This is a genomic window from Leptolyngbya sp. GB1-A1, assembly GCF_039962475.1.
Classification (GTDB): Bacteria; Cyanobacteriota; Cyanobacteriia; order Elainellales; family Elainellaceae; genus Leptolyngbya_A.
The window spans coordinates 75,673-94,064 of the sequence record NZ_JAMPLI010000018.1; the positions used below are offsets into that span (position 1 = coordinate 75,673).

Annotated in this window: 17 protein-coding genes; 6 read left to right on the forward strand and 11 right to left on the reverse strand. The window is 49.2% G+C overall.

All coding sequences use genetic code 11. The features are described 5' to 3' along the window. Positions 1–68 precede the first annotated feature (68 nt). A complete protein-coding gene (locus NDI45_RS17350; RefSeq protein WP_190791947.1) occupies positions 69–1,460 on the reverse strand; it encodes an ATP-binding protein in 1,392 nt (463 codons plus the stop codon). Between the two features lie 482 nt (positions 1,461–1,942). Here NDI45_RS17350 and NDI45_RS17355 point away from each other — a divergent pair, with 482 nt between their 5' ends. Then, positions 1,943–3,607: a response regulator gene (locus NDI45_RS17355; protein WP_190791946.1), complete on the forward strand. Its 1,665-nt coding sequence runs from the start codon at positions 1,943–1,945 to the stop codon at positions 3,605–3,607. 117 nt (positions 3,608–3,724) lie between these two features. Here NDI45_RS17355 and NDI45_RS17360 read toward each other — a convergent pair whose 3' ends face one another. Further along, positions 3,725–4,069, reverse strand: a complete 345-nt coding sequence (locus tag NDI45_RS17360) for a hypothetical protein (protein ID WP_348248077.1) — start codon at positions 4,067–4,069, stop codon at positions 3,725–3,727. A gap of 86 nt (positions 4,070–4,155) precedes the next feature. Here NDI45_RS17360 and NDI45_RS17365 point away from each other — a divergent pair, with 86 nt between their 5' ends. Next, positions 4,156–4,437, forward strand: a complete 282-nt coding sequence (locus tag NDI45_RS17365; protein WP_348248078.1) for a hypothetical protein — start codon at positions 4,156–4,158, stop codon at positions 4,435–4,437. A gap of 182 nt (positions 4,438–4,619) precedes the next feature. Here NDI45_RS17365 and NDI45_RS17370 read toward each other — a convergent pair whose 3' ends face one another. Continuing rightward, positions 4,620–5,012: an Hpt domain-containing protein gene (locus NDI45_RS17370; protein WP_348248079.1), complete on the reverse strand. Its 393-nt coding sequence runs from the start codon at positions 5,010–5,012 to the stop codon at positions 4,620–4,622. Positions 5,013–5,305: 293 nt separating this feature from the next. Next, positions 5,306–5,680, reverse strand: a complete 375-nt coding sequence (locus tag NDI45_RS17375; protein WP_348248080.1) for a hypothetical protein — start codon at positions 5,678–5,680, stop codon at positions 5,306–5,308. A 305-nt stretch (positions 5,681–5,985) separates the two neighbouring features. Here NDI45_RS17375 and NDI45_RS17380 point away from each other — a divergent pair, with 305 nt between their 5' ends. Further along, a complete protein-coding gene (locus NDI45_RS17380) occupies positions 5,986–6,180 on the forward strand; it encodes a heavy metal transport/detoxification protein (protein WP_348248081.1) in 195 nt (64 codons plus the stop codon). A gap of 170 nt (positions 6,181–6,350) precedes the next feature. On the opposite strand, the gene pgm is transcribed toward NDI45_RS17380, so the two are convergent. After that, positions 6,351–8,021, reverse strand: coding sequence for a phosphoglucomutase (alpha-D-glucose-1,6-bisphosphate-dependent) (gene pgm, locus NDI45_RS17385; RefSeq protein ID WP_348248082.1), 1,671 nt, complete (start codon positions 8,019–8,021; stop codon positions 6,351–6,353). 159 nt (positions 8,022–8,180) lie between these two features. On the opposite strand from pgm, the gene NDI45_RS17390 reads away from it, so the two are divergent. The 3 genes from NDI45_RS17390 (at position 8,181) to crcB (NDI45_RS17400) (ending at position 9,736) form a co-directional block, all read left to right on the forward strand. Further along, the gene (locus NDI45_RS17390) at positions 8,181–8,414 is read left to right on the forward strand and encodes a hypothetical protein (RefSeq protein ID WP_190789726.1); all 234 of its coding nucleotides are present in this window, start codon (positions 8,181–8,183) and stop codon (positions 8,412–8,414) included. Between the two features lie 376 nt (positions 8,415–8,790). After that, positions 8,791–9,285 carry a fluoride efflux transporter CrcB gene (gene crcB, locus NDI45_RS17395; protein ID WP_348248083.1) on the forward strand — a complete coding sequence of 165 codons (495 nt, stop codon included), beginning with the start codon at positions 8,791–8,793 and terminating at the stop codon, positions 9,283–9,285. A 1-nt stretch (position 9,286) separates the two neighbouring features. Then, positions 9,287–9,736 (forward strand): fluoride efflux transporter CrcB, encoded by a 450-nt coding sequence (crcB, locus tag NDI45_RS17400; protein WP_348248084.1) that lies wholly within the window; start codon positions 9,287–9,289, stop codon positions 9,734–9,736. Positions 9,737–10,048: 312 nt separating this feature from the next. Here crcB (NDI45_RS17400) and NDI45_RS17405 read toward each other — a convergent pair whose 3' ends face one another. The 6 genes from NDI45_RS17405 to NDI45_RS17430 all read right to left on the reverse strand — a co-directional run bounded on the left by NDI45_RS17405 (position 10,049) and on the right by NDI45_RS17430 (position 18,348). Continuing rightward, on the reverse strand, positions 10,049–10,564 hold the full coding sequence (locus tag NDI45_RS17405; protein WP_348248085.1) for a BON domain-containing protein: 516 nt from the start codon (positions 10,562–10,564) through the stop codon (positions 10,049–10,051). 106 nt (positions 10,565–10,670) lie between these two features. Then, positions 10,671–11,711, reverse strand: coding sequence for a YsnF/AvaK domain-containing protein (locus NDI45_RS17410; RefSeq protein WP_348248086.1), 1,041 nt, complete (start codon positions 11,709–11,711; stop codon positions 10,671–10,673). Positions 11,712–12,263: 552 nt separating this feature from the next. Beyond that, positions 12,264–12,704, reverse strand: coding sequence for a CAAD domain-containing protein (locus NDI45_RS17415; RefSeq protein ID WP_348248087.1), 441 nt, complete (start codon positions 12,702–12,704; stop codon positions 12,264–12,266). A gap of 711 nt (positions 12,705–13,415) precedes the next feature. Further along, complete coding sequence (locus NDI45_RS17420; protein ID WP_348248088.1) at positions 13,416–13,910, reverse strand: helix-turn-helix transcriptional regulator; 495 nt, start codon at positions 13,908–13,910, stop codon at positions 13,416–13,418. A 318-nt stretch (positions 13,911–14,228) separates the two neighbouring features. Next, complete coding sequence (locus NDI45_RS17425; RefSeq protein ID WP_348248089.1) at positions 14,229–15,284, reverse strand: response regulator; 1,056 nt, start codon at positions 15,282–15,284, stop codon at positions 14,229–14,231. Between the two features lie 67 nt (positions 15,285–15,351). After that, positions 15,352–18,348 (reverse strand): chemotaxis protein CheB, encoded by a 2,997-nt coding sequence (locus NDI45_RS17430; protein WP_348248090.1) that lies wholly within the window; start codon positions 18,346–18,348, stop codon positions 15,352–15,354. Positions 18,349–18,392 lie beyond the last annotated feature (44 nt).

The window sequence follows — 18,392 nt, forward strand, 5'->3', positions numbered from 1 at the left end:
TTTAATCGCTGGAAGAAGAGGTTTTCCCACAGTCGTTTTTTCGCGAATGTTTTTTGCGGTTCTCTGGGTTAGCGAACTGGTAAACAAACGGTAAACTGCGTTCTTCCGGGCTGCGATTCGAGGGTAACTGATCCCTGATGCCGATTTTCGACAATTCGGCGCACCATTTCCAATCCCAACCCCGATCCTTTTCCCACCGCTTTGGTTGTAAAGAACGGCTCAAAGATTCTCGATCGAATCTCCGGCGGAATTCCTGAACCAGAATCAGCAATTTGTACCAGAATGCGATCGCCCTGATTTTTCGTGGTTAACTCTAGAATTCCTTTTTCATTCATAGCATCGATCGCGTTATCAATCAGGTTTGTCCAGACCTGATTCAATTCACTGCCATACGCGGAGATTTGAGGCAGATCAGGAGCATAGCTGCGTTTGACTTCAATTCCATGTTTAACTTTGTAGCTAAATAGCTTCAGTGTATCTTCTAAGCCATCATGCACATTCACGATTTGCTGTGCCCCCTGATCAAGATGCGAATAAGACTTCATCGATCGCACCAGTTCAGCAATCCGTTCTGCGCCGTGGAGCCCGCTCGTAATCATGGACATCACCTCAAATGATAATGCTAGCCAGCGAATTCCCATCTCTCTCATTTCGGTGGAATCATCACGCCAGCGTTCCATTAAGTGTTCCAGGGTTTTGATTTTAATATCACCTTGTGCTAACGGTTCAGCCAGTTTCCAGGCATCCTTAACGCCGTAATCCTCCAGCCAGTCGAGCAGTTCTTCTTCTCGATCGCTCAGCGCCATCGGGTCAGTGTGCTTGTGCAAAATCGCCTCGTAGCCCTTGTCGCGGGTTTCCAGCCATTCCTGTGTGTGTTCTGGCTCAACTTGAGTTTGTCCGTAAACCAGATTCATTCGCTGTAGCTCGATCAGGGCAGGCGTGACATCTTTTAAGGCTCTGACGACAGCAGCGGCGGGATTGTTGAGTTCGTGCGCGAGTCCGGCTGCCAGTGTGCCCAGGGCTGCCATCTTTTCTCGATTACGGATAAACGACTCCAGCCCCCGCGATCGACGGGCAACGGTTTGAAAAATTTGCTGCTCAAACACGCGGCATTCGTGCAGCAATGCTAAAAAGTCATCATTGCAGAGCCGATATAAACGGCAGTCCGTTAGTCCTCGCACAGTAACCGGGGAAGCCTCTCCAGTTAATACTGGGATTTCACCAAAAAACGCAGGGGCTTCGTGATGTCCGATCGGCATTTCAACCCCGTCACTTTTGCGCGTCATTCCAATCTGTCCTTGCATTAGGACCAAAAAGCCGATCGGCGCATCTCCCTCACGGGTGAGAATTTGGTTTGTCGATAGCTCGACTAATTCCGAGCGGTGACAGATCCAGTTCAGCCGCTCGATTGGCAATGGGTGAAATAATTCCAGCTTGGCTAACTCTTCAGCACATAACATGATGATTTTGCCTCAATCGAGAACTTGGCTAAAACTTGTTGGCTAGAACCTGTTAGCTGAAACTTGTTGACTAAAACTTGTTGACTAAAACTTGGACGATGGCAATTCTGGAAAAAATGTCGCTGTTCTCTCGGTTTCAAAGCCCCTTAGAATTAGGAAATTTAGAGGGCAGTGCAGGACATTTGCAGCTTCTCAAATCACCTCTAGCGGAAACTGTAAGGTAGACAACAAACCAAAGCACTAAACGATCGGTTTAACCAATTTTGAGTAATTGTTTTAGAATGTTTTTGAGTAATTGTTTTAAAGTGTGAATCTGCTGCTTTCCGGAAACCCTGCAAAGAATTGACTTTGTCACAATGCAGCCTTGTCGCAATACATAGCCTTTGTCGCAATACATAGCCTTTGTCGCAATACAATTAATGCACCACTAATACCGAAAGCAGCCCGAAGCGAATGTTGCCGATAATTCTGGAGCAAACGATATGGCGAAACCAATCATTCTCACAGTAGATGATGATCCAGATGTTCTGCAAGCGATCGCACGAGATTTGCGAAAACAGTACGGCGATCGATTTCGGATTGTGCGGGCAGATTCCGGGGCGGTGGCGATCGACGCGCTGCATCAGATTAAGCTGCGAAATGAAGCGGTTGCCCTGTTTCTGGTCGATCAGCGAATGCCGCAGATGAACGGGGTCGAGTTGCTGGAGCAGGCAATTCCGCTCTTTCCAGAAGCAAAGCGGGCACTGCTGACCGCCTACGCTGATACCGATGCTGCGATTCGCGCCATTAATAGTGCCAGGCTTGACTACTACCTGCTGAAGCCCTGGGACCCGCCCGAGGAGCGGCTGTATCCGGTGCTGGATGATTTACTCGATGACTGGATGGCAGGTTTCCGTCCGCCATTTGAAGGCATTCGCGTGGTGGGCAATCGCTGGTCGCCGCAATCCCATGAAGTGAAGGATTTTCTGGCACGAAACCAGATTCCCTATCAGTGGTTGGATGTGGAACTTGCACAGGAAGCCTGTCAGCTCCTGGCTTATGGCGAACCCGATGGACTTCAGCGTTTGCCGCTCGTGCTGTTTACTGATGGTTCGCGCCTGGTTCAGCCCTCTACCTTAGAAATTGCGGCGCGGATTGGGCTGCGAACCCAGGCAGAACGTCCCTTTTATGATCTGGCGATCGTGGGGGGAGGTCCGGCGGGACTGGCGGCGGCGGTGTATGGGGCATCAGAAGGGCTAACGACGGTGATGATCGAGCGCGAAGCTCCGGGCGGGCAGGCAGGGTCGAGTTCGCGAATCGAAAACTATCTCGGCTTCCCAGTGGGACTCAGCGGCGCGGATCTGGCACGGCGAGCCGTAACCCAGGCAAAGCGGTTTGGTGTAGAAATTTTAACGCCACAAACGGTGACTGGCATTCGGCTTCAGGATTCCTACCGCATTCTTACCCTGGCAGACGGCAGCGAAGTAAGCTGTCACGCGCTCTTGATCGCCAGCGGCGTTTCTTACCGAAAGCTCAACATCCCCGGCGAAGAGCGATTGTCGGGTGCGGGCTTGTATTACGGGGCAGCAATGACCGAGGCTCTCTCCTGTCAGGGGGAAGATGTGTTTGTCGTGGGCGGTGCAAACTCGGCAGGACAGGCGGCAATGCACTTCTCGAAATATGCGCGATCGGTCACGATGCTGGTGCGCGGCGATTCCCTCACCAAGAGTATGTCTCAATATTTGATTGATCAAATCGAATCAACCCCCAACATCACTGTTCGCACCTACACCCAGGTTGCAGAAGTTAAGGGCGAGAAGAATTTAGAGGGAATCGTGCTGCAAGACACTCGCACCGGAGCGCAAGAAACTGTTCCAGCACCATCGCTGTTTATCTTTATTGGCGCACGTCCGGCAACCGATTGGCTGGCAGGGGTGGTAGAACGCGATGAAAACGGCTTTATTCTAGCGGGTCCAGATTTGCTGCAAAACCAGAGCCGTCCAAAGGGCTGGACGCTCGATCGCGATCCGTTTCTGCTGGAAACGAATGTGCCCGGTATTTTTGTAGCGGGAGATGTGCGGCATGGCTCGGTAAAGCGGGTTGCATCGGGCGTTGGCGAGGGCAGCGTTTGTGTGCAGTTTATCCATCGCTATCTCAGCAAAGTGTAATTTTTCCAGAGAATCGATTCAGCCTAGAGAATCAATTCAGCAGTGTAAAAAAAAGGGGGGCAGTGCCCACCCTAAAATGAACTGAAATTAGAATTCAAGCCGTAACTCGACTCAGATTTACCGCTGTTCTAGCGATGTGATAAGCGGCTGTCGTACAGGCTGATAGTAGCGCTCTTCCAGCCAGACCCGCAGATCGTCTTCAGAAATCCATTCGCTTTCTTGCCCCGTTATCGGATCGTGAGCGTGCCAAATCGGATTGCCCATCTGGTCGTAGGTTTTCCAGATATGGGGTTCTGTTGTCGATTCCAGCATGCGGGCGATCGGTCGCCAAATTTGCCTCAGCCAGTCGCTCAGTCGATGGGTATGACCAGAGTTGTCTTGCGATACCTGCTGAAGTTCAGCGATCGTTAAAGGAATTTGTTCGAGTTGTTTATACTCCAACCACTGTTTTTGCGTTCTCATTTTTGTGTACCTCCTCACAACATTGCTCTGACGCTGTTTGCTCATGCAGCGAAGTCCGACAGTTTGACTGCCGAGGAGCAGTTGTTATGAATCCCATAAAGTATGCAGTTGAGCGAAAGGAGCATTGCTCCCTGTTTAAGTTTCCAGCTTGTTTTAACCGATCTCAAGCCTGGAGTCAGCGAGATGTCGTGAGAGAATGCCGTATTCGGTTGAAATTGCAGAATCAAATCGACTGCACTTGTCCGGCAGAATTTCATCTCAGAAACTCTAGCAGGGCAGACGTTCTGCGATCGGCACTCTACATCTCAAATGGAAATCACCCTATTGAAAAGCTGCTTTGGGGCAGCAAAGACAAATATCTTTCCTAAAAGACAGGAAAGTAGAACGACTTCTGCTTGACTTACCTATTAGTATAGAAAGCCTGCGATGGCTCGACCTCGCACACCCGGATGAGCTGACTGGGCGATTCTATCAGGTGTTCTGTCTATCAGATGTTCTGTCAAGTGTGCTGGGTTTGCCTGCTTTTACAGCGCGATTTGATCAAGACGAATCACAGCAGCTCGGCTGCGTCACGCTCTTGCTGAAGGGCAACTTCGACCTGGAGGTATTGGGCTTCGAGCTGTGCCATAGTCACCGCAATTTCCTCGGCTCTATCTTCAATCCGGTTCAATTGCCCAATCTGTTCTAATTGTCGGCAAAGTGCGACTAGCTCCACTGCTCCTAAATACTGGCTGCTCGACTTGAGGGAATGAGCCGCCCGCGTAAATTCTTCTGTGTTTTCCTGCACCAGGGCGGTTCGCATCACTGCGAGCAGGGCTGGAGACTCTTGCAAGTAGCAGTCGATGATTTGAACGAACAGCATGGGTTCATCATCACCCACGATTTCGCGAATTGCGGCGAGTGCAGTGATATCGAGGATCGAATGAGAGGGGGAGCTTTGCATAAGTCGCCTAAGGATTGGGGACGAGTCAGGAACGCTTTCCGTGCAGGTTTCTACTCTGCAGGTTTCTACTCAGAGGGCAGCTCGATCGCTGTTGCTATTGTGAACTTTCTTAGAGTCCCCGGCAAGGGACTTTCTCAACAAGCAGAACTAAACCATAAAAAAGGCATCTCCCTTATGATGCCTCTGTGAACTATGGATACAGCTTTGGATGAAGCCTTTTGTGTCTATTGGTTGTGCTGCGACCCTTCGTAGGGAAAACGGTCAATGGCTACTCGTTGAATGGCTGACTAGCGTTATTTCTCAGCTTTGTCCTTTGATCCGCTCACCAGTTGACGCGCTTTACTGACCGCAGTTTCGACCAGGCTCGTTTCTGGCACTTCTCGATCGTCCAAACTTTCAATCCGCTTATAGGGCTGCGGCAGCTTGTCAGGATTCTCGCCCTTCTGCATCCGCTTCTGAAAAATCTCTTCCTGTAAACCTGCTTCCTGGCTGAATTGGCTGTAGGCACGATCGATCGACTCATCCGCCGGCTGTCCGGCACCAACCTCAGGCGCCGCAGTTGCTGCAGAGGGAAGGAGAGCGAAACTGCCTAGCCAGATTAAAATCGTTGCGAGAAGAACGATCGCAGCCCGCCGCTTTTGTTTTAGTTGCGATAAAACTTGTCTCATCGGTAATTTTCTGAATTTAATGATGAAGCGTATTCTATGCAGCGAACTGCATTCCTGCTTCTTTCAGAGGAGAGACTTTCAAGGATGTTTGAAGGATATTCGGTCAGTATCCGATGTCCTACATTGTCCCCTCAATATTGCCCCCTCAAGGCTCCAGGGAAATGATTCAGGAATGGGATTTCAAATGCCCGCTGAGGTACTCAACTCGATCGCAGAAGCCGGAGGAAAATCCTTCCTTTAATAGAAGAAGATCGGGCCCGATCTCCTTAAGGTACGACTAGTCCTCTTACAGTTAAATAAAGCTTATGAATTTGCAACTTAGCGTTCCCAGTCTAGATAGCTCTGATGCTGCTCGTGACCTGAAAGAAACGATCCTGACTTCAGAACCCGATGCCAAAGTCGATGTGAATCTGGAGCAGAAAATAGTGACGATCGAAACCGGAGCCTCGGAGGAGACGATCAAGCAGGTTATTACTGCGGCAGGGCATCAGATTGGGTAGAAGGGTGAGCGGATGGATAAGTGGATAAGTGATTCGGTGAATGAGTGATTGGGTGATGAGTTGGGCTTGAGTTACTTGCTGTTTAACGGTGATCAAGCCTAAACCTTCCCATTCTCAATCCTCAATCCTACCGACCCACTTACCCCGTTACCCCTCTACCCATCCACTCCTCAACCTCCCACAATTTCCCCGGCTTCCTGCAAAATCTGCCCCAAATGCTCCTGGCTTTTAAAGCTTTCGGCATAGAGCTTGTAGACGTTTTCGGTTCCAGAGGGGCGGGCAGCAAACCAGCCATTGTCGGTAACGACTTTGAGACCGCCGATCGCAGCTCCGTTGCCGGGAGCGTTGGTGAGTTTAGCGACGATCGGTTCGCCTGCCAGCGTGTCTGCTTTGACGTCGTTGGGAGAGAGTTTGCTGAGGCGGGCTTTTTGCTCTGGGGTGGCGGGGGAGTCGATGCGGGTATAGTAGGCGTTGCCCAGGCGCGAGGTGAGGTCTTGATAGTGCTGTCCGGGATCTCTTCCGGTTTTGGCGGTAATTTCGGCAGCGAGCAGATCCATAATGATGCCGTCTTTGTCGGTCGTCCACACTGTGCCGTCTTTCCGCAAGAAGGAGGCTCCGGCACTTTCTTCACCACCAAAGCCAAAGGAGCCATCAAGCAAGCCAGACACAAACCACTTAAAGCCAACGGGCACTTCGCTGACCTGCCGTCCAATTTCTTTTGCCACGCGATCGATCATGCTGCTGCTGACCAGGGTTTTGCCGATCGCGCTATTTGCAGACCAGTTGCTGCGCTGGGTGAATAAATACCAGATAGCAACAGAGAGGAAATGGTTCGGGTTCATTAAGCCCACGCTGCGGGTGACAATGCCGTGGCGATCGGAGTCGGTGTCATTGCCAAAGGCGATGTCGTAGTCATCTTTGAGCTTCACCAGGCTTGCCATTGCATAGGGCGAGGAACAGTCCATGCGGATCTTGCCGTCCCAGTCGAGCGTCATGAAGCGAAAGGTGGGATCGACGTTGGGATTAACGACCGTGATATCTAAGCCATAGCGATCGGCGATCGGCTCCCAGTAGGCAACGTTTGATCCGCCCAGGGGGTCTGCCCCAATGCGAATGCCAGACGATCGAATCGCTTCCAGATCCACAATATTTTCCAGGTCAGCCACATAGGGCGTAATGTAGTCGAAAGCGTGGGTCGTACTGGCTTGCAGAGCAGCTTCGTATGCCATGCGCTGCACATCGCGATTCTGGGTTGCCAGCAGTTCATTTGCCCGATTTTGAATCCATTTTGTGGCTTCTGGCTCAGCCGGGCCTCCGGTAGGCGGGTTGTACTTAAAGCCCCCGTCGGTGGGCGGGTTGTGGGAAGGGGTAATGATGATGCCGTCTGAGAGTCCAGTGTTTTTGCCCTGACTATTTTTGCCTTTGTTATAGTTCAGGATGGCGTGAGAGACGACGGGCGTGGGCGTAAACTGAGCATTGCCTTCGCCTGCTGCAATCAGCACTTCAACCCCATGAGCTGCCAGCACTTCGAGCGCAGTTTTCTGAGCCGGAGCCGAGAGCGCGTGGGTATCCATGCCCATATAGAGCGGACCATCGATGCCCTGCTGCTTCCGATACTCCACAACTGCCTGCGACACTGCCAGAATATGGGCTTCGTTGAATGTGCCGTTTGCGGCTGTACCCCGGTGTCCTGATGTTCCGAAGCTGACCTGCTGAAGCGGATTGCCTGCGTCCGGCTGGACGGTGTAATACTGGCTTAGCAATTGCTCAACATCCATCACCTTATCGGGAGGAACTGGCTGTCCGGCAAGGGGGCTGTTTTTAGCGTCCACAGTTTGCATGGCTTTTTTTCCCGTCAACGTTTCTCAAGACCAGAATAGCCTGAAACAACCGTCGCGCAAGTCATCCTGTCGAACTTGGGAGATAAGCAGATGGGGAGATGTTGGGCGAGAAAAAATTTGCTTTGCTGATAGATAAGCAGATGAATGAGGCTAACTGTAATGAGAGAAGCACCTGTTGCCCCCGATCGCCAGACGAACCGGATTCGGCGCAAGGATTTAATATCAAGTTTGACGATTGGTGTGTTGGTCGGTTCGGTTCTATGGCTACCGATTGGCTGGTTTGCTCACCAATTTTATAATCGCCAACGAGTTGCTCAGGTGATTCTCTGTCGGCAACAGCGATTTGGCACGACCGAAGCCGAGCTAAGCCAAATTTGCGGAACACCCTATTAAGGCACAGAATTAAGACACAGAGTTAAGGCACCCATCAAAAGGCTTTGCTGCCAGATGATTGAGATGAGAGATACAGGGGCAACTGCCCTTTATTGCTTGGTTTTAATCCTATTTGGTTTTAATCCGTGCTGTCACCTTGAAGCAGTAGCCGCTAAACAATAGCCGCTAAACAATAGCCGCTAAACAATAGCCGTTGAACAATAGCCACTGACCAGTAGCCGTTGAACAGTAGCCGCAAATCTTGCCAGCTGCCCTTCGATGAGGAGACAGCAACAGATAGCAGCTATATTTGTTGCTAATGATTTGTAATTCTCAGGTGATCTAGTGGATGATAGCTTCTACTTTCCGTTTGGAGTAATGCTATCAGGAGTAGCCTATGATCACTGGCTCGATGCTCTCATCAGGAGAGCTTTCCGTCGCTTTATTATTTAATTTATTGAGTTCTGCTAATTTTAGTCTTGCAAATCAAAATTATTTCAATCTCGGTGCACCTGTTGCAGTGAGTTTGGGTGCAGTTCCAGGTGCGCTAAGCCGCTATTATCTAACGGTTTTATTCAGTCAACGTCTGGGAACGCACTTTCCATTTGGTACATTCTTTATTAACCTTTCTGGTTCGCTGCTAGTGGGGTTTTTGGCAACCCTAGCGATCGATCAAGTCATTTTGTCCCCAGAATTACAGCTTTTAATGATAACTGGATTTCTGGGTTCCTACACCACGTTTTCGACCTACGCACTTGATACTTCTGTGTTGTTACAGAACAAAGAACGTAAGAAAGCTCTGTTCTACTGGCTGGGCAGCTCAATTGTGGGGGGATTGTGTCTGGAAATTGGCATGATGATCGCCCATTTGCTGCATCGGGGAGGTCACTAGAATGGGCTGGTTGCAGAGACGAGAACAAACGGGGCGATCGATTTTGCGGTCTCCTGAAGGTCGCTTGCGTATTCCAATTGCAGTTGGATTGGGAGCGATTGTTGGGGCGTTGAGTCGCTACTATCTTTCGCTTGGCATCAATCAAGGGTTGGGGATAAATTTTCCGATCGCAACGCTTTTTATTAATCTTTCCGGTGCGTTTGTTATGGGCTTCTTCACCAGCATAGCAGTCGCACGAAATATCATTTCGCCGGATGTACGCCTTATTGTTGCCGTTGGTTTTTTGGGGTCATATACCACTTTCTCAACTTATATTCTGGATATAGAAAAGCTAGTGGCGGTAGGAAACTGGCAGTTTGCTTTTCTTTACTGGGTGAGCAGTACTTTGCTAGGTTTGTTGAGCTTGGAATTAGGATGTTTTCTAGCAAGAAGAGTTCTATCGGTTTTCTGAACCTAAAACTACTTAGCATTGCTTATAAAAAAAAGAAAATTAGCACAGAGCAGAATCGCTAATTCTGAAATTATTCAGTTTTATGCTCTTCAGTTATAAATTAGATTTCATCGATATGTGGAACTGTTCTTCCTATTCAACTTCTCCTTCTTATTTCCGATTCGGTCTAGTTAACAGATAGGGGTGATGATGTCGATCGATAAATTAATATCTCATCAGTAATCATCTCATTAGTAATCAAAAAACCCTCCTACCAAGAAAGTAAGAGGGTTTCATCAATCAAGTGATGCTCATCAACGATCGCGATAAACGCTAGTTTGAATCAGTATTGGTATGAGTATCAATTGTCTCGCTTGCATCGGGTGCAGCTGCTCCTGGCTCCGCGGCAGACTTCAAGTTTGCATCAACGACAACTGCCTGAACACCTTTAATTTCTCTGGTCAGTGGCTCAATTTTGTCGAACTGTTCTTGATCGACCACGGTTCCCGCCACGGTGACGACTCCATCTTTCGCCTCGACAGTCACTTCAGCCGCAGGCAGATTTGCCTCCAGTTTTGAGCGCACTTGGCTGGCAAGGTCAGTATCCGCTTTCACCGCGTCACCGCCATCTACATTGTTGCGTTGTTCTCGCGCTTGAATGTCAGCATTAAGCTGTCGGCGGCGTAGTTCAGAAGTTGCATCACCCTGGTTATCTTCCGCAGTCTGCTTGGTTAGATCGCCTTCAGGCTGAGCAGCATCGGGGGCACTCGAAGTGGTTCTGGCTGTGCTACAGGCAACTGCACCCAGCATGAGAAAGCTCGCTAAGAGCGTTAAAGTCAGTTTTTTCATGGTATTGCAAGTTGAAGTTTGAAAGGGTTGACAAAGAATGGGAGATTCAAGCCTGAAGCGCACTAGAGCAAGGGATTCACTTCCGCTCCAGGTTTGAACTCAGACATTAGAAGCGATCGCCCTTGATGATCGGATTGCCGTCTACATCCACATCGAGCTCTTCGCGGCGGAGCGTTTCTTCAGCCTTCACCATTTCGTGGTCGACTGCTTTGTGCAGATGAACTTCTTCCCGCACAATCGTTTCTTTGCGAATGTCGGGCGTTTCTTCGTACACTTCTACCCGTAAAACTTCGCCCTCCTGGAAGTTTGCCGTACCCGGAGCGACAGGCTTACCAATCTCGTCAGAAGCAATGCGCTCAACGACGACACGTTCTTTTTCGATCGGTACAGTAACTCTCGTCGTCTCGGTTTCAACCTGCTTGCTGATCGTGACTTCACCTGCTTTACGGCGTGTTTTATCGACCCGCAGCCGTTCTTCGTACAGCCGGATTGCTTCTGTGTCTGCTACATCCCGGTGCGGCGCGCGATCGATAGTTTCCGATGTTGCAGGCCGGACAGCGGCAACAGACGCTTCATTCGTTTCAACAGGCTGTGCCACAGCGCCAGGGATATCATAAATCCCCCAGCCCTCAATCCCACGATGCGAAAGAATGGCTTCGGCGCGAGCGAGGTCGGTATCGTTGCCTTCTACCATGACCAAATATTCGCCGCGAGTTACGCGATCGTGGTAGCCTCTGGCATGTTCTTCGGGAATGCCCAGCCCAACCAGTGCGCCCAACAATCCACCTGCTAGAGAGCCGATCGCAGTTCCCGACAGTGCTGTTGCCAATACCGTTGCGCCCGCACCTGCCAGCATTACAGGTCCAATGCCGGGAATTGCCAGAACGCCTAGCCCGACGAGCAGTCCCGTGAGTCCACCCAATGCACCACCACTGACTGCGCCTGCTTTCGCTCCGTCGTCTGCTTTGTTACCCACCCGATCGCTCGTCTCAACGCCTGCAATGCGATCGTGATGCTGTGTATCCTTGGCAACGACAGATACTTTGTCCATCGGAAAGCCGCTGTCTCTCAATTCAGTCAGTGCGCGTTCTGCGGCAGCGTGATTAGGAAAAGTGCCGACTGCCCGCCGAATTCGGTTTGATTGCATTAACTACCCCTTAATTTAAGTAAAACTGCATTCTCCACTTAATATTGCGTGTTCAAATTAATGAGTGTGCTGACCTAAAGGCAGAACCGTTTATTGTCGATCGATAGATCTGTTTTTAAGCGCGTTGCTCCCCTGAAAAGCAATGCTACTGTTCGATCAAGGGGTTTGAACGCACTCGATCGCGGCAGGATTTCAGGATTTAATTAAGGTTTAATTTGTGTTGTGCGATTAGCTGTGATTAGCTGTACTGAGCTATTCCTATGGCTTACCAGTAATACACTCACCAGCAATACAATGATCTGCACACTCTCTGCACACTTAATGGTCTGCACAATAAACCGCCAGATGTTAACCTAGCGGCTGAGTATGGGAAACACATTTAAGTTTGAGGGCAGTTTAAAACGATGTTTGAAAAGTGTTTACTGTCCTAAATTGCTCCCTGAGTGACTCAACTTTAGGGAACTCTAAAAGCCAGGATAATCAGCTCAGTTCTTCCCCGAATGAGGGACTAGAGGGCAATTTAGGTTGCAATCACGACTTCTCAACCATCCTCTAGGAATTTGCCTCGCCTAAAACCTGCTGCTTAATTCGATCGATCTGCTGTGAAAGTTCACGTCGCTTACTCCCGGTCAGCAAATAGCGATTGATGAACCAGACGCAATAAGCTAAACCGATTAGCTCAAGGAACGACTGACCAAACAAAATTGCGTTGATTGCGCCAAGGACTGCTCCCACCAATTTAAGAGCAATCAAAGCGATAAATAGCCAGCCTAAAGCAATAAACACCGATCGATATCGCTGAAAAAGCTGGATGGTGTAAGCCGGTAGATTAGCCATAATGTCAGCCGCCGTTTTAGCAAACTGTCGCCCTGCTTCAGCCGCCGATGACATTTGAGGTTCGATCGCTAAAGTTTCAGAATCGTTATCGGCCTGAATCGTAACTATTTCTGCTTTTGGCTCGCTCAATTCGTTTGTTGCAAATTGCATTTCCATTTTCGACTCCTTAAACTGCAAGCGGGTTTAGTGTAGAAAATTACTGGAGGATACGTGGACGCTGCCAGTTTGCTAATATCATCGGCAATTCATGTGGCTGACATGGTGCGTTGACAGCCCAGGCTAATGCTCTAGGTCACGTTCTTTTAAGCCGTAATGCTCCTTACTCCTTCGACTCTATTTCATCTGGCATTCGCTTCTAACCCCAGCTTAACTTAAGTAAGTTTTGCTTTCTACTTTAGATAGTGCAGGACAGATTCTGTTGAGGCATGGATCTCTAGACAGAGCTTTAGGGGAAAAACTCAAAGAACAACTCAGGAATATTTCAGCAAGGAAAAAGAAACAGGTAGACCGCTTCAGCGTTCAGGAAGCCTACTATTTCTGTATAAAGGCTTTGTGTCAAAGAGGTACTGCACGTTCTTACGAGAAAGTGGGTGAGAGCGTTTGCGAACTTTTCCTGCTTGTAAACTGCCCCTACAAAACGTTTCTCTATCGCCCAGTTTCTGGGAATAGACATCAGTAACTTGACTGCTTTTACTTTAATTCGGCGTGCAGATATAAAAGCCACTTGGCAATAAGCAACTTTCTACGGTCATCTCGCTGATAAAAGCTACTTAAGTAAGATCGTGATGTCACTTAAGAACACTTCGATCGCGAAGACCATTGTTTCTGTAGAAGCGGCTGTGACAAAAGCCCCTTGCTCGCACAGCTTTAGGAGTTTGACCTCTCGGCTAAAATTCTGTTTCTCAGAAACTGTCTTTTAACCACTTCATAGGCCTGCTTATAAATCTGAAAATCTGTTGGCTTCTCTACTTCAGGTATGCTTCTGATCACATAGTGAAACGCATGAAAAACTGCATTTAATCCAGCGATCGCATCTTCAATCGGCACTTTTCGAGTCACCCAAGCTTGTTTTACCTTGACTGAATAACTCAGCGCACTCAGACGCGCTAAACTCTCTAGCTTGTTTTCATAGACCAGCCGAGCAATCTTGGTTAAATCCACCCCCAGGATAGGCGCAATCTTGCGAGCGGTTTCCTCACTGGGGCTATTGCGTTCGAGGCAAATCCAGCTCAGTCCTGCTTGGGAGAGCCCAACCTGCTTGGCAAGCTGGCTCATATTGGTATGAGGGTTATCCTTGAGATGCTGTAAAACAAGACGACCAAAAGCGGAACAGCTTTCCTCATTTAACTTGAGTGAACTCATGGAAGTTTAGATAAGAGCTTAAAAAAACAAGCTTAACTGAAAGTTGTCTGGCTTGATTCAAAAAAGGCAGTCGATGATAAAACTGACAAGAACAGAAATCTTACGATTCAGTTGAATAGGGTGAGTGCGTCTAACCCTGAATTAAACCCTGAATTAAACCGTGAATTAATAGAACTATCGTGACCCCGTTTTCACCAGGATTTTTCACCAGAACAAGGTACAGGAAGAATTAGGAGGCACTGTCATCCTTAGCCTTCTTTTGAAATAATTCCTCTTCTGAGACAACTGTTTTAAGATTAGCCCAAAGGGATCATGTCTCTAATGAGATACCTGCCTGGCCAATTGAGCGATTAACTCCACCCACTCAATCGGTCGAGCCAACTTGTGCAAATGTGCCTCAAAGCCAGCCTTAATTGCCTTTTCTCGGTCTTCTTCTAGATACGCCGTCATGGCAACCGCAGGAATGTGTCTTCCCTGCTCAATTTCTAACGCTCGAATCTGCTGGATCAGACTGTAGCCATCCCCATCTGGCATTCGAATGTCGCTCAGCAATACATCTGGACGGAACTGCTCTAACGCCTCTAAGGCTGCGGCTGCACTCGAAACCGTTTTCACACCAATGCCATGCGCCTCAAAGATAGCCGTAACAAATTCGCGGATATCTGCTTCATCTTCCACCACAAGCACCCGCAAACCATCAAGAGATTGGGGTAATGGCAATGCAGGAGGTGAGGTTTGAGGCTTGAGGTTTGAAGGTTGCATCAACGCTCCAAGCTCTAATTGAGAATTCTCTGGCTGGGAGTGGCTCAAGTCGTACACTGCAATCCGTATCTCGATTTGCCCGTTAGGATGAGGGACATCCGGCTTCGCAGATACCGCAAGGGTCGCAATATGCCATTCAGTAGCAAAGGGTTGTCTACCTCGCGGACACACGGTCATTTGCCAAATTTGGCTATCCCTCTGATAAGAAAGCTGATTCAAATGAGTCCGAAAGGCTGAACGATCGCCCTCTGCCACATACCGAGCCATCGGTTTCCCCACTAGATAGGCTTGGGGCACATTGAGGAGTTGGGCGCTCGCCCCATTGGCTTCCAAAATTACCCCATCGGCATCCGTGACGAGGTAGGCGATCGGAGCAGACTGAAATAAATCGCGGTAATGGTCATAGGCTGCGGCGAGCCGCTGATTCTGCTGGAGTCGCTCTTCCTCAGCAGCTTCGGCAAACTCCAAACGGGTTTGCATCTGCTCACAGGTCACTTGCAGATCTTCGAGTACGGCATCGATTTTGTCCCAACCGGGTAGATTTTGCTGTTGCAGTGCCATCAGCCAGTGACGAATGATTTGAAAATGCTGCTCAGTCTGCTCATGACTCATCGATCGCGCCTTCTGATAGTGCTATCTGCTAATGATCTATCCAACATTCCTTCAAGAGCTTTTCCTCTTAGCATCGGTTTTGCTCCGTGATGTCCTCGATCGCCAGCAAAATCATCTGGGTGTTGCTACTCATCGACATTTTGCGAGCCTTGAGCCGCATGATTTTATGTCCAATTTGGTCAAAAGAATGCTCAACTCGAAAATCTTGAAACGGGGTATTGCTGGTAATAATCTCTTCAAGCTGCGATCGCAGTTGGGGGATGTTCCATTGTCCGTTACCCAGTTCAAAAAGCGAAGATTGCTCGGTTTGCACGATTGAAACCTGAAACGTTTCATAGAACGAATGATTGGCGGTGATGACCTGCAAATCACCATTTAACACGATCAGCGGTTCCCAGACGGTTTCCACGATCGCATCCGCATAGTTTCTCGCTTCCACCAACTGAGCATTACTGCGTTTGAGGTCGTTAATATCAATCAAAATCAGCACTGCCCCATCGATCTTGTTGTCAACGGTGCGATAGGGGCGAATTTGCAGATGATACCAGCGTCCGTCTCGATCTTGAATCTCCTGAGTCTTTAAGTTGAGCGTGCGAATCACCTCTAAAATTTGTTGCTCCAGGTTGGGCACGTTCAGTTTATGGGTTATGTCACTCAGGGATCGCCCAATGTCGGTCGAGATCAGGTTAAAGATCCCTTCCATCGCTGAAGTGAATTGCCGAATTTGCAGATCCGCTCCCAGCATCAAGATGGGAACATGAATGCTGTTGAGCAAATTCTGCAAATCGTTGCCGACTTGAGTAGCTTCTTGCGTGCGGCGACGCAGCTCATCATTGATGGTGTTCAGTTCTTCATTCGCCGCCTGAATTTCTTCTTTTGCCGTTTCAAGTTCCTCATTCGTACTTTGCAGCTCTTCATTGCTCGACAAAATTTCTTCGTTGGCAGCCCGCAAGTCTTGATTAGTGGCTTGCTGCTCCTCAATGATTGATTGCAGATGTTCTCGGGTTACGGTCAGTTCTTGCTTGAGCCGATCGATCTCCTGAACATCGCGGGTCTTGTGCTTCGTGGAAGTGCTGCCATCGTCGGATGCAATGGTTAACTCCAGCGTTGAAGCACTTTCAAACAGCACCAAAAAACACTCCTGGTTCTTCCCCACCTGCAAAGGTATGACATTGACGGTGATTGATCGAATTCGATCCGCTTCTCTCACCTGTAAGCCGTCTCGTTTGATGGGCAACTTCTGTTGTTTGGCCTGATAGATAGCAGACTCTAATTCTCGCCGCAATTCTCCTTTTGCCATTCTGAGCAGATTTAAGCTGGCGCGACCGGGAATCGGTTCCAGATAGGAGCTGGTCTTGCCGCGAAATTGCAGGATCTCCAGGTTGGCATCAACGACCACTCCAGCGGGGGCATATTCGTTCAATACAATGCGATCGGCTTCTCTTTGCAGCTCTAAGTCGCTGGGGAGATGATCGGGTTCAAGCGGCTGAGGCTCAATGATCATTGGAGAATAAGAGCTGGCAGTCAGATCAAGGTTGGGTCGAGCCGTTGTTAGTTTTTTGGCGTAAATTTTGTTCTTTTTATCACACAGCACGAACAGGTTTGTAAAGTCACCAACGGTTTCTGACGTGCCAATCATGAGAAAGCCCGTGGGCTTCAACCCGTAATGGAGAATGGGCAAGAGCTTTTTCTGCAAAGTATTGTCTAGATAAATCAACACATTGCGACAGCTAATTAAGTCGAGCCGCGAAAAGGGCGGATCACTAATCAGGTTTTGTTTGGCAAAGACGCACACCTCGCGCACCGCTTTACTAATCTGGTAGTTCCCCTCAACCTGGGCAAAAAACCGATAGAGCCGTTGGGCAGAAACATTGGCAACCTGGCTAGCGGTGTAAATGCCGCTGCGGGCTTGTTCGATCGCTGCCTCACTGATGTCAGTGGCATAAATTTGGATCGGCACACGGGGATGCTGATCCGCGAGAAATTCGAGCAGGGAGATGGCGATCGAGTACGCTTCTTCCCCTGTAGAGCAGCCTGCCACCCAGATCCGAATGGGATTACCGGGCGATCGGTCTTTGAGGATGGCAGGAAAAACGAGACTTTTTAAGACATCAAAGCTCTCAGGGTCGCGAAAGAAACTGGTGACATGAATCAAGCAATCTTGATAGAGCGCGATCACTTCTGCCGGGTTGCCCTCAAGATAACGAGCGTAATCGTCTAGGTGCTCCAACTTGTACAACAGCATCCGGCGCTGAATTCGGCGACTTAATGTCGTTTGCTTATAGTGGGTAAAGTCAACGCCAGTCGCCCTCCGCAGCAAACTGAAGATCACCGTGAGAGAATTCTCGTCTTCAGGTGAGCTGCCATCCAATTCAACAGGGGAGGGGCTGGCAATGTAAGGGTGCTGACTGATTTCTGCCAGTTTCGCGGCGATTTGGTCAGGCGGTAAAACAAAGTCTACCTGGCCTGTAGCGATCGCCGTGTTGGGCATACTATCAACTTGTGCTGTATTTTCACATTGAGCAAAGGTGACACCCCCAACCCCTTTGATGGCTTGAATGCCCCGCGTTCCATCCGAATTGCCCCCCGATAGAATAATGCCGATCGCTTTGTTGCCCAGTTCCTCTGCCAGGGAGAGCAAAAACATATCGACCGACATAAATACGCCGCTTGCCTCTGAGCGAGGCTTTAGTCTTAAGACCCCTTGAGCGATCGTCATCGAAAAATTCGACGGAATCACATAGACCTGATTAGGGGCTACCATCATGCCGTCCTGCGCTTCCTGCACCCGCATTTGAGTCGTTCTAGAAAGAATCGTACTCAACGTGCTTTCCAGATTGGCAGGCATGTGCTGAATCAGAACAAATGCCATTCCCGTATCGGTTGACAAATGATGCAGCAATTGGGTAAAAGCTTCCAAGCCTCCAGCCGAAGCTCCAACTCCGACAACCGGAAATAATCCATCAGGGCTGTCTGTTTGATTGTCACTGCTCTGCTGCGACTGATCTGAGGGGTGATCAGAAGAATCGGATTGAGGCTTTTTAGAAGGGCGTCTGGGTGCCATGTCTCGTAGCTACTATTTTGCGAACTTAAGGGCGACCCCTTACC